Raw genomic sequence first — 12025 nt, 5'->3', positions numbered from 1 at the left:
ATGCTGGTTTTCTATACCAGACGGTCCGTTGATAATAAACGTTTATTAGACATGAGCGATACAATAACCACAATATGGCCACGCGACATTCACCATCCACAATGAGAAAACTAAAACTTCAAATACAAACAACCATAGACGGATATGTGGCCGGCCCCAACGGGGAACAGGACTGGATGACATGGAACCCGGACGACCAGTTCGTGCAGTTCATCGCATCCATGATCGGTTCCTCGGATACACTTCTGCTCGGAAGAAAAATGACCAACGACTTTGTGACCCACTGGGAAAAGATGGCACGCGACAACCCCAATCATCCGTTCGCCAATAAAATGGTGGACATCCCCAAAGTCGTCTTCACCAAAACCCTTGACACATCTCCCTGGATCAACACCACACTGGCCAAAGGAGATCTTGCAGACGAAATAACCGCACTGAAGAATCAACCAGGAAAAGACATCATCGTGTATGGAGGCGCAGGCTTTGCATCATCCCTCATCAAAGAAGGATTGATCGATGAATACCACCTTATCATGAACCCCGTGGCTATCGGCAATGGCTTAGGGATATTCAAATCACTTAACGTGAAGCAGAATTTCACACCCGTCCAATCAAAGCTATATCCGGGCGGGAAGGTTATTCTGAGCTACAAACCGAACAATGATTGACGCTGTCTCACACGGCCAATCGTCAATCCAGTGTTACCAATTCTCCGTTTCGCTCCGCATAGTCTATCCCCCATTTGGTGATCGCCTCAATGACCGGAATCAGGCTTCTGCCCACGTCTGTCAACGCATACTCCACCCGGTAAGGAGGCTTTGTGCCATGCGTCTTCCTCTTCACCAATTGATCTGATTCCAACGCGGACAACTGAATGCTGAGCATCTTGTCCGTAATGTCAGGGATCAGCTTTTTGATCTCCGAAAACCGCAATACCCCATGCCGGAGGTACCACAGAATAACGGACTTCCATTTGCCGCCGAAGAAATGAAAGGTGACCGCCGTCCCGCAATGGAATACCCTGTCGTCAATTTTATAAACCTTCTTTTTGTCGTCCAGGATCATGGCGCCGCTTTGTACTGTCAGGTTTGACAGTTATTGTACGCCAAATCTAAACAAAATACTTTTGTACTATACAAAGTATAGCATAATGATATACGACGTTATCGGTTACATAGGTTTGTCATTGAATCTGTACGCCATGTACACTAAAGGAGAGTACAGGCTTCGGTTGTTCTCCGCAATCGCTAACTTTATTTACATCATTTACGGAATACTGATCAACGCACTGCCCATTGTCGCAGGTTGCACCATCGCGGTGGTCCTCCACCTCATCAGACTAAGAACTTTAAGATAAATCCCATGCCGGACATAAGAAAAGCAACAGTTGAAGATGCGCCGATCATTGCCTTGCTGGGCAGGATCACCTTCAATGAAACATTCGGCCATCTGTTCAAAGACAAGAATGACCTGCTTGCCTATCACGAGCGGACTTTTTCCGTGGCTAAAATCGAAGGCAGTCTGCAAGATCAGGAGAACGTATTCTGGATCGCATTCCGGGACAACCTTCCGATCGGTTATGCCAAACTTAAATTGAATTCCCCTTCGGAATTCATAGGTTCTGACAGTGTTTGTCAACTGCAGAAAATATATGTCCTGAAAGATTTTCTATCCCTGAAGGTTGGCCTGCAATTGCAGGAAACGCTTTTGAAGGAAGCACGTGAGCGAAACTACAAAACCATTTGGCTATCCGTTTTGCAAGGCAACGACTGGGCCATCGGTTTTTACGAGAAAAACGACTTTAAGAACATAGGAGTGCACCATTTTCAGATAGGTAAAGAAGTATTTCGTTTTAACGCCATGGCCAGGGAGCTACTGTGAAATATTGTCGTTAACTTTAAACGGTCACTAAGACCATGTCACGTGTCCCAAGCACATAAATAAATCAACGACCATGGACCATTCAAAAACAGGAAAATGCCCGGTAATGCACGGCGCCAATACGGAAACCACCCATTCCGTCATCAGCTGGTGGCCTGAAGCACTTAACCTCGACATCCTCCATCAACACGATACGAAGACAAATCCTTTCGGCAAAGAATTCAACTACGCGGAAGAATTCAAAAAGCTTGACCTGAACGCGGTGAAGGAGGACCTGAAGAAACTGATGACCGAAAGTCAGGACTGGTGGCCTGCAGACTGGGGTACCTACGGTGGACTCATGATCCGTATGGCATGGCACAGTGCAGGAACTTACCGCACCGCAGACGGTCGCGGAGGAAGCAACACGGGAAACCAACGCTTTGCGCCGTTGAACAGCTGGCCGGACAACGCAAACCTCGACAAAGCAAGGAGACTGCTATGGCCCATCAAGAAGAAATATGGCAACAAAATTTCCTGGGCCGACCTGTTCATTCTCGCAGGAAATATGGCCTACGAATCCATGGGATTTAAAACATTCGGCTTTGCCGGCGGCCGTGAAGATATCTGGCATCCCGAAAAGGATATATACTGGGGTGCCGAAAAAGATTGGCTGGGAAAATCACGCTACGAAAATCCCACTGACAGCGAATCGCTGGACAATCCCCTGGCAGCGGTTCAAATGGGTTTGATCTACGTAAACCCAGAAGGCGTTGACGGAAATCCCGACCCCTTAAAAACAGCCAGAGACGTGAGAACTACGTTCAAGCGCATGGCCATGAACGATGAGGAAACCGTGGCATTGACCGCCGGCGGACATACCGTTGGTAAAGCACACGGAAACGGAAACCCCGCTCTCCTGAGCCCTGAACCCGAAGGCGCTGAAGTGGCAACACAAGGCTTCGGATGGATGAACCCGCAAGGGAAAGGGTTTGCGGAAGATACCGTTACCAGTGGACTGGAAGGTGCATGGACAACAACACCGGACAAGTGGAACCATACATACTTTTACCTGTTGCTGAATTATGAATGGGAATCAAAAAAGAGCCCCGCAGGCGCATGGCAATGGGAACCGGTAAACATCAAGGAGGAAGACAAACCGTTTGATGCACATACACCCGGTGTCCGCAGAAATCCCATAATGACCGATGCGGATATGGCCATGAAAATGGATCCGGAATACAGAAAAATATCAGAGAAGTTTTACAAAGACCCCAAATACTTTGAAGATGTTTTCGCGCGGGCATGGTATAAATTAACCCACCGTGACCTGGGCCCGAAAAGTCGTTGCCTCGGTGCAGATGTTCCGAAAGAAGATCTCATCTGGCAAGACCCGATACCCACGGTTAATTACACCCTTTCCGATGCGGAAGTTGAGGCGCTTAAAACAGAAATACTCGGCAGCGGCCTGACCGGAACAGAACTCATCAACACTGCCTGGGACAGCGCAAGGACATTCCGCTGCTCCGATTACCGGGGCGGTGCCAACGGAGCCAGGATCCGTCTCGCTCCACAAAAAGATTGGGAAGGCAACGAACCCGCCCGCCTTCAAAAAGTACTCGGTAAGCTGGCAGACATTCAGGCCGGTCTTGATAAGAAAGTAAGCATGGCCGATCTGATCGTCCTGGGAGGAAGCGCCGCCATTGAAAAAGCAGCCGAGGCAGCCGGCGTAAAAATGAAAGTTCCATTCACCCCAGGCAGAGGAGATGCCACGGATGAGTTGACGGATGCAGAATCTTTTTCCGTTCTCGAACCCATCCACGACGGCTACAGGAACTGGCTGAAAAAAGACTACGCGGTAAAACCCGAAGAACTGCTCCTGGACAGAACCCAGCTGATGGGACTTACAGCTCCTGAAATGACCGTATTGGTGGGTGGCATGAGGGCATTGGGCACAAACCATGGCGGTGAAACACACGGTGTGTTTACCAACCAACCAGGTGTGCTAAGCAATGATTTTTTTGTAAACCTCACCGATATGAACTTCTCCTGGAAGCCCGTGTCAGATAACCTATACCACCTGGTAGACAGAAAAACAGGTCAGACCAAATGGACGGCCACAAGGGTGGACCTGGTGTTCGGTTCTAATTCCATCCTGCGTTCTTATGCGGAGGTATATGCACAGGATGACAACAAGGAAAAATTTGTCAGGGATTTCGTGAACGCCTGGTTGAAGGTGATGAATGCAGACCGCTTTGACCTCAAGAAATAACCATCAGAATGCAAAATACGCGGATATTCAAGATGTCATTTGCCAGTGTGTATCCCCACTATATTGCGAAAGCAGAAAAGAAGGGACGCACAAAAGATGAAGTGGATGAAATCATTCGATGGCTCACGGGATATGACCAGAAAGCACTGCAAAAAGTGATCGATGACAAGACGGACTTTGAGACCTTCTTTGCACAAGTGCCGCAACTTAACCCCAACGTATCCAAGATCACCGGGGTGATATGCGGCTACCGCGTGGAAGAAATCGAAGATCCCCTCATGCAAAAGATCCGGTACCTTGACAAACTGGTTGATGAGCTGGCCAAAGGAAAGGCGATGGAAAAGATCTTAAGAAAATAACCATCACTTTAATAATATACGCAATAGCATATAGTTTACACCATTTTTTGTATATTATATTTGATCGCATATAATTTTGTACATTTGCGTATTATTATATCTATATACATATAATGGATAGACTGGCAACGTTTGTTAAAGAACGGCGAAAGGAGGTTCATCTCACCCAGGAGGAATTTGCCGAACGTGCAGGTGTGGCACTTACCGTGGTGCGCAAAATCGAACAGGGTAAAACGAATCTGAACATGGATAAGGTGAATCTGGTGCTCCGCATGTTCGGACATGAACTGGCTCCTGTGAACAGTAGAAGTATCGGCGCATGAGAAGCGGAAAAGTGTTTTATAAAAATCATCTGGCCGGAATCATTACAGAAACCAATGAAGGGGATTACATTTTTCGGTATGATGACCAATATGTGAAAGAACACCCCGGGGATTTTATCACATTCACCATGCCGGTGAGAAATGACCCATATGCGGATACACGGCTCTTTCCCTTTTTTGAGGGGTTGATTCCCGAAGGATGGTTATTGAATATCGCTTCAGAAAACTGGAAGATCAATCGAAATGATCGCATGGGATTGTTGCTGGCATGTTGCCGGAACTGTATTGGCGCTGTGAGTGTGGAACCAATCTCCGATGCAGATGCCAGCTAAGTGTTTGTATTGCTACAGAACGATAGAACAGGAACATGACTTTCATGAAAAATGTTCATCGGATTTCTTTGGAACTTCAAAACCACCAGCCATAGAATATTCGCTGGATCAGATGGATGAACTTGCCAGGCAGGTTGTGGAACGAAGTGTTGCCGTCCCCGGTGTTCAACCGAAACTATCCATGTCGTTAGTGAAGAAAACCAGGGAAGAACCGGATACCCGGCTGACGGTAGTAGACGCTTTGGGTGGACAGTACATTCTCAAGCCTCCTTCCGACCGCTTTCCGCAAATGCCCGAGAATGAACATCTGACCATGCGTATGGCTGAAACATTTGGAATCCGGGTAGTCCCCTCCTCTCTGATCCGGTTGGCATCGGGAGAACTTTCATATATCAGCAAGCGCGTTGACCGCACCGAAAAAGGAGAAAAGATCCACATGATCGATATGTTCCAGATTACGGAGGCATTTGATAAGTACAAAAGCTCGATGGAGAAAGTGGGCAAAGCACTCGATCGTTATTCGGATAACACCTTGCTCGATAAGATCTTCTATTTTGAACTGGCCTTGTTTTCATTCCTGACCGGAAACAATGACATGCACCTGAAGAACTTTTCAATGATTGAAAGTACATCAGGGTGGGCACTATCTCCCGCTTATGATCTCCTCAACGTCTCCATAGCAAACCCCGATGACGACGAAGAACTTGCACTTACATTGGATGGCAAGAAAAGGAAATTGAAGCGGGAACATTTCGAACACCTGGGACAGGTTCTGGATCTTACCGAAAAACAGATCACAGGTGCATTTAACCGAATGGTCAGAAACAGACCCGAGGCAATCCGTTGGATAGACCGGTCGTTTTTATCCGATGATATGAAAAAGGCGTACAAGAAACTTTTACAATCAAGATACAAGCAACTGCAATTGCGATAATAAGTTCTCAACAATGACAAACACCAAAGCGACACCCCCCGACACCAACCCGGATTCTGAAACCTACTATCACGGCACAAAAGCTGATTTCAAACCGGGGGATATGATCCGGGCCGGTTTTAACTCCAACTTCGGCCAGCGGAAAAAAGCAGCCTACGTATACTTAACAGCCACCCTGGATGCCGCCACCTGGGGGGCTGAACTGGCCATAGGAGAAGGCCGCGGCCGGATATACATCGTGGAACCTACAGGTCCGTTTGAAGATGACCCCAACCTGACCAACAAAAAATTCCCCGGCAACCCAACCAGGTCATACAGAACGAAAGACCCACTTCGGGTGATTGGAGAAGTTGCAGACTGGCAAGGTCACCCACCGGAACAACTCAAGGCCATGAAAGATCATCTTGAAAATCTTAAGAAACAGGGCATAGAGGCCATTGAGGATTGATTTGATCCGTACGATCCGGTTGCGAAGTACATTCAATATAAAATGACAGTGAAAAACATTTTCAAAACAACCGATACATTTGAACGATCCTCCTTCGCTGAGGATAAGCAAATCGTTACCGACAGCCTACGGATCATTTCATCGGAACATACGCTGACACCCTTACAAGGCAACAAGGAGGCAACGATCCTGAATGACCTTTCACATTTCGAAAGCTTCCGTTTATATGCACAGGTGCTTCTTTATAAATCCTTTGAAATAGCTGCTGACCGTCACAAATTCCATCTTGCTATCATTAGCATTAACACCTCTGTGGAACGGGTAAGCGCCCACCAAATCAGGCGGGAAGGCATGACCGAGTGGGAGTTTGTCGGTATGACCACCCTTACCAAGGATTACGGTTGTGTTTACATCAGACCGGAAACACAGCACGACAAGCTGATTGAACTTATCTACCCGGTCGAGGTGGATTTTGACATCGACCCTGAATTCAGCAGGAAATACTACGTGCTTACCCCAGGATGAGAAAAAACTTAAAGACCATATCACCGTTGGATTTCTATCTGCGATCAAGAAACATAAAGGTCTGGAGATCGAGATCGAGGGAAGAAAACTGATGGTTAGGTTGCGTAAGAGGGTTTCGGTAGAGATTGTACAAACGATCGTTACGTTTCTTGCCGAAATTTCCAATGGAAAAATATAAGCGGTGCTCCGCAAAGATGACCAACCAGATGCCGGGGGGCATCAGGCCCTGTTGTGCACAACGACATACCGCCTAAAACCTTATTATCTTTAAGCCAATATAAATACCGCGGCCAGAATGTACCAAACTGTCAAAGTCTATGGACAGTATCAGGTCCCGGAACTAAGACCCCCAAGCATGAAAGAAGCCATCCGGTTCACCTTCGTCGTCTTTTTCATATTGTGCATCGTGGTGTGCTTTGTTATTACTCCTTTATACAGCCTTCTGGGAACCGCTCTACTTTTAACTATACTCGGATTGTATGATCTCTTTCAGACGAAACACACCATTCTCAGGAATTTTCCGATCCTGGGACACATGCGTTACTTGCTTGAAATGATCGGCCCGGAACTCCATCAATACTTCGTGGAATCCAATACAGATGGTAAACCGATCGACAGAAATCACAGGAGCTATATCTATGAAAGGGCAAAGCTGGAGAATGAAACACATCCGTTCGGAACAGAACTCGATGTCAACGAAGAGCAGTTCAAATGGATGCAGCACAGCACCTTTCCAGGTCCAAAACTCCAGGCATTCCCGAGAGAGATCGTTGGCGGACCCGATTGTAAAAAACCATACTCCGCCAGTCTTTTTAACATATCGGCAATGAGCTTCGGGGCATTGAGCAAAAATGCGATCACCGCGCTGAATCTTGGAGCAAAAGCAGGAAACTTCTACCACAACACCGGAGAAGGTGGGATTTCGGAATATCATCTCCAGGGTGGAGACCTGGTTTATGAAGTGGGCACAGGCTACTTTGGATGCCGTACGGAAGACGGTCATTTTTCCGCCGAAAAATTCCGTGAAAAAGCCTCCCTGAAAGAAGTCAGAATGATCGAGATCAAACTGTCGCAAGGTGCCAAACCCGGTCACGGAGGCGTGCTGCCTGCCAGGAAGAACAACGAAGAGATCGCCCGGATAAGAGGGGTCAGACCTTTTACCGAGGTCCTTTCACCACCGGGGCACAACGCTTTTCAGGATGCCGAAGGACTGCTTCACTTCGTTCAACAGCTGCGGGAACTTTCGGAGGGAAAACCCATCGGCTTCAAGCTGGCCATCGGCCGTAAGGAAGAGTTTACCAACATCTGTGAAAAGATGGTGTCAACCGGTATCAAACCGGATTTCATTACCATCGATGGTGCCGAAGGAGGCACGGGTGCTGCACCCATAGACTTCTCCAATTACGTGGGCATGCCATGGGAAGATGCGCTGGTTTTTGCAGTGGATACCCTTCGGGGATACGGCCTTAAGGATGAGATCAGGATCATCACCGCCACAAAAATCTTTACCGCATTTGATATTCTTAAAGCCCTGTGCATAGGTGCGGATATTTGTAATTCGGCAAGAGGCATGATGCTGGCCCTGGGTTGTATTCAGGCATTAAGATGTAACACCAATGAGTGTCCGACCGGCGTAGCTACCAACAATCCGAAATACATGCGGGGACTCGTGGTTTCTGATAAATGGAAACGGGTAAAGAATTACCAGGAACAAACCCTGGATGATTTCCTGGCTCTGCTCGCTGCATCCGGTTGCACTTCTCTGGAGCAACTCAATAGAAAGTTGATCTCAAAAAAAGAGAACAACCAGATAAGGTCCTACGCCGAGATATACCCCGATGTAGAAAAAGGTTGTTACTTGTGAGAAATTAAAGCACCAATTGACTCCTTTGGTGCCAAGATTACCGCAAAGCAAACGAACATTTGGAAAGGAGTTTTTTGGAACAAGTAAAGTGTAAACAGGAAAGTTCCTTCACATTTTGCTAACTTGAGATTCCATCCGATAAAAAAACAATCATTAAACGTTTGCTAACTAAATGAAGAAGTATCTGTTCAAAATCTTAAGTAGACTGGGAATCCTTCAAAGAATCACCATTTATCCCCAGACAAGAATTAATGGATCAATGTTTAAGATTCCCATTATTAACGGAACAGGCTTATACAATTTCCTCAACTTAAGTGAACCCTGGATGCAATACATACTTGGGAGGCTATTGTCTAAGGAGAAAGTATTTCTGGACGTTGGTATCAACCTGGGGCAGACATTAATCAAAGTCAAAGCAGTCCATCAGGCCATTCATTATATCGGGTTTGAACCCAATCCACAGTGTGTTTGCTACACGAATGAGGTGATCAAAGCCAATGCGTTTGGAAATACAGAAATTTTCCCGGTTGGGATTGGGGAACAATCAACGATACTTAAATTAAACTTATTCAGTGATTCGGATCATGACAGTGCTGCTTCGGTTGTGGAAGATTTCCGTGGCCCGGAAAGAGTGAAAAAGTCCATCAATGTCCCGATTTTCAGTGGTTCTGACTTGCCAATCAACACCGATTCTGAAATTGGGATCATCAAGATTGATGTTGAGGGTGCCGAACTAGAGGTGTTAAAAGGCTTGAAAGATCAAATAGATGCGGACAGACCGTTTGTCATGATCGAAATTTTGCCCGTATATAACCGGAAGAACCAACAACGGCTTGAAAGACAAAATGAAATTCAGAAGTTGCTATCTCAATGGGATTATTCCATCTTCAGGGTGATCAAAAGTGATGACAAGTTCATTGACCTGATTGAAATCGATTCATTTGAAGTTCATTCAGACCTGAACCTGTGTGAATACATTCTTACCCCGAACGAACGAAAATCCAAGCTTGTGAGGGCATTGACAGTCACAGACAAATAAATCAACACCATGAATACTAAGAATCAGTTGTCTCCTGATCAACAACGCGGACTGCTTTACACCCTTAAAACCCGGTTTGAAAAGAACATGAATCTTCACAAAGGCCTTGCCTGGAATGATGTACAGGCTAGACTAGAAGCTCATCCGAAAAAACTGTGGTCCCTCAACGAAATGGAAGAAACCGGTGGCGAACCTGATGTCATTGGCCTGGACAAGAAAACGGGTGAATACCTTTTTTGTGATTGTGCTCCCGAAAGTCCGAAGGGCCGTCGGAGCTTTTGTTACGACAGGGAAGCGCTGGATTCAAGAAAGCAGCACAAACCCAAAAACAGTGCATTGGATGTGGCGGCGGAAATGGGCTTAGAGATGTTATCCGAAGAACAATACCGCGAACTGCAAAAGCTGGGAGATTTTGACTTGAAGACTTCCAGCTGGATAAAAACACCACCCGCCATCAGAAAGCTTGGCGGAGCTTTATTCTGTGACCGTAGGTTTGATCATGTGTTTACCTATCACAACGGTGCGGAGTCATACTATGCCGCCCGGGGATTCAGAGGGATGCTGCGGGTGTGAACAATCATTTGAAAATTGGATGATGTGGCGATTTGAAGATGTGCTTATGTTTTCAGATAGGTCTTCACCTTTGTAGAAAATTCATTCTCAACAGGTAACACCAGTTTGTATTGATCGTTCATGTTTGCCATATAATGATCAATCAGTTGTTTTCTTTCACCGAGAAGTTGTTCACTCCTGGCATTCACATCCTTTATAACATTCTTGTCTTGATCCGGCTCCGCAGTGGCGCGGATAAACTGGTCCTGGATGGATTTCAGGTTCTCACAATTATGTTGAAGTTTCAGAAATTCTGTGTCTGTCCAATGATAAAAGGTGAGGACCGCACAGTAGAGATCATGGGCAAGAAGCCGAATCTCTTTATTATCCGTTAGAAATGTGACCTTTGATTTGGCCACACCGGCGCTGGCATAAAATGAAGCGATTTTCATCCTCGCTTGTACCAGGGCATCAATATTGTCCTTGGTATAGTTCCCGAAGCCCACTTCAAGAGTGGCGTAGATCCATTCACTCACCATGGCGTAATAATGTATCAGGGCATTTCTCACCTCATCGCGATACGATACCTCTGTGCTTAATGCCTTTTGCAGATCCACCTTCAGGCATTCCTGTTCCCGGGAGAATTCCTGTTTGACCAATTCCACCTCCCTGGTGAGCGCGCCCAAATCCTCTTTTAATGCTGCGCTTTTTCCCTTCTCGGTCAGATAACTTTTAAAGAATGCCAGATACAGGGCGACCAGAAGGATGGCGACTTGAATGAGTAACTCAATGGCTAGGTTGTTCCACGTGTTCGAAGAATTGACTTATACATAAAAAAGGAGGAAGCGGAGGAGAGGAGCAATTTAACCCGAAGGAAGGATATAATCAAAAACAAAAAAGCCCCCCGTTTACACGAGGGGCTTTTGAAGAATGGCGACGACATACTCTCCCGGATATTACTCCAGTACCATCTGCGCTGGTGAGCTTAACTACTCTGTTCGGAATGGTAAGAGGTGAGCCTCACCGCAATAGCCGCCAAAAGTTGTAGCATTCACTTGGATTGTGCCAGGTGAACCACCCGCCTTCGCCAAGGCTATAGCGGGTACAATATGTTTGACATCTGCGAGAAAGAGAATGCGAATTATCGGTAAAATACAGGGATTGGGTCGAATCCGAAAGCTACGGGTCATTAGTACTGCTCAGCTTTGACATTACTGTCTTTACACCTGCAGCCTATCAACGTCATCGTCTATGACGGCCCTTAAAAGAAACCTAATCTTGAGGCGAGCTTCGCGCTTAGATGCTTTCAGCGCTTATCTCTTCCAGACATGGCTACCCTGCGGTGCAGCTGGCGCCACAACAGGCATACCAGAGGTCTGTCCGCCTCGGTCCTCTCGTACTAGAGGCAGGCCCTCTCAAGTTTCTAACGCCCACAACAGATAGGGACCGAACTGTCTCACGACGTTCTGAACCCAGCTCGCGTGCCACTTTAATGGGCGAACAGCCCAACCCTTGGG

The 12025-nt window shown here is 46.7% G+C and carries 15 protein-coding genes and 2 rRNA genes; 13 read left to right on the top strand and 4 right to left on the bottom strand.

Translation table 11 applies throughout. The features are described 5' to 3' along the window. Positions 1–101 precede the first annotated feature (101 nt). Complete coding sequence (locus tag KDD36_12945) at positions 102–668, top strand: dihydrofolate reductase family protein (GenBank protein MCB0397555.1); 567 nt, start codon at positions 102–104, stop codon at positions 666–668. Positions 669–690: 22 nt separating this feature from the next. Here the strand turns inward: KDD36_12945 and KDD36_12940 are convergent, their stop codons facing one another. Next, complete coding sequence (locus tag KDD36_12940) at positions 691–1065, bottom strand: helix-turn-helix transcriptional regulator (protein ID MCB0397554.1); 375 nt, start codon at positions 1063–1065, stop codon at positions 691–693. 85 nt (positions 1066–1150) lie between these two features. On the opposite strand from KDD36_12940, the gene KDD36_12935 reads away from it, so the two are divergent. The 12 genes from KDD36_12935 (at position 1151) to KDD36_12880 (ending at position 10529) form a co-directional block, all read left to right on the top strand. Further along, a complete protein-coding gene (locus KDD36_12935) occupies positions 1151–1357 on the top strand; it encodes a hypothetical protein (GenBank protein ID MCB0397553.1) in 207 nt (68 codons plus the stop codon). A 5-nt stretch (positions 1358–1362) separates the two neighbouring features. Then, positions 1363–1881, top strand: a complete 519-nt coding sequence (locus tag KDD36_12930; GenBank protein ID MCB0397552.1) for a GNAT family N-acetyltransferase — start codon at positions 1363–1365, stop codon at positions 1879–1881. A 73-nt stretch (positions 1882–1954) separates the two neighbouring features. Further along, positions 1955–4132 (top strand): catalase/peroxidase HPI, encoded by a 2178-nt coding sequence (katG, locus tag KDD36_12925; GenBank protein ID MCB0397551.1) that lies wholly within the window; start codon positions 1955–1957, stop codon positions 4130–4132. An 8-nt stretch (positions 4133–4140) separates the two neighbouring features. Further along, positions 4141–4491: a DUF2200 domain-containing protein gene (locus KDD36_12920; protein MCB0397550.1), complete on the top strand. Its 351-nt coding sequence runs from the start codon at positions 4141–4143 to the stop codon at positions 4489–4491. Positions 4492–4604: 113 nt separating this feature from the next. Then, positions 4605–4814 (top strand): helix-turn-helix transcriptional regulator, encoded by a 210-nt coding sequence (locus KDD36_12915; GenBank protein MCB0397549.1) that lies wholly within the window; start codon positions 4605–4607, stop codon positions 4812–4814. Beyond that, complete coding sequence (locus KDD36_12910; protein MCB0397548.1) at positions 4811–5146, top strand: HipA N-terminal domain-containing protein; 336 nt, start codon at positions 4811–4813, stop codon at positions 5144–5146. The genes KDD36_12915 and KDD36_12910 overlap by 4 nt, the downstream gene beginning before the upstream one ends. Continuing rightward, entirely contained in the window at positions 5136–6080 is a 945-nt protein-coding gene (locus KDD36_12905) for a HipA domain-containing protein (protein MCB0397547.1), read from the top strand. The genes KDD36_12910 and KDD36_12905 overlap by 11 nt, the downstream gene beginning before the upstream one ends. A 13-nt stretch (positions 6081–6093) precedes the next feature. Further along, on the top strand, positions 6094–6528 hold the full coding sequence (arr, locus tag KDD36_12900; protein ID MCB0397546.1) for an NAD(+)--rifampin ADP-ribosyltransferase: 435 nt from the start codon (positions 6094–6096) through the stop codon (positions 6526–6528). A gap of 42 nt (positions 6529–6570) precedes the next feature. Then, the gene (locus tag KDD36_12895; GenBank protein ID MCB0397545.1) at positions 6571–7053 is read left to right on the top strand and encodes a hypothetical protein; all 483 of its coding nucleotides are present in this window, start codon (positions 6571–6573) and stop codon (positions 7051–7053) included. Positions 7054–7408: 355 nt separating this feature from the next. After that, positions 7409–8917: an FMN-binding glutamate synthase family protein gene (locus KDD36_12890; protein ID MCB0397544.1), complete on the top strand. Its 1509-nt coding sequence runs from the start codon at positions 7409–7411 to the stop codon at positions 8915–8917. 349 nt (positions 8918–9266) lie between these two features. After that, positions 9267–9956 (top strand): FkbM family methyltransferase, encoded by a 690-nt coding sequence (locus KDD36_12885; protein ID MCB0397543.1) that lies wholly within the window; start codon positions 9267–9269, stop codon positions 9954–9956. A 9-nt stretch (positions 9957–9965) separates the two neighbouring features. After that, positions 9966–10529 carry a DUF4256 domain-containing protein gene (locus KDD36_12880; GenBank protein MCB0397542.1) on the top strand — a complete coding sequence of 188 codons (564 nt, stop codon included), beginning with the start codon at positions 9966–9968 and terminating at the stop codon, positions 10527–10529. 44 nt (positions 10530–10573) lie between these two features. On the opposite strand, the gene KDD36_12875 is transcribed toward KDD36_12880, so the two are convergent. The 3 genes from KDD36_12875 to KDD36_12865 form a co-directional block, all read right to left on the bottom strand. Continuing rightward, positions 10574–11194: a hypothetical protein gene (locus KDD36_12875; protein ID MCB0397541.1), complete on the bottom strand. Its 621-nt coding sequence runs from the start codon at positions 11192–11194 to the stop codon at positions 10574–10576. Positions 11195–11436: 242 nt separating this feature from the next. Next, positions 11437–11548: ribosomal RNA gene (rrf, locus tag KDD36_12870) — 5S ribosomal RNA — on the bottom strand. Between the two features lie 129 nt (positions 11549–11677). Then, positions 11678–12025, bottom strand: a 23S ribosomal RNA gene (locus KDD36_12865); the annotation flags it as partial.

The sequence above is a fragment of the Flavobacteriales bacterium genome (assembly GCA_020435415.1).
In the GTDB taxonomy this organism is placed as follows: Bacteria; Bacteroidota; Bacteroidia; order JACJYZ01; family JACJYZ01; genus JACJYZ01.
This window is presented reverse-complemented; position numbering and strand designations above follow the sequence as displayed.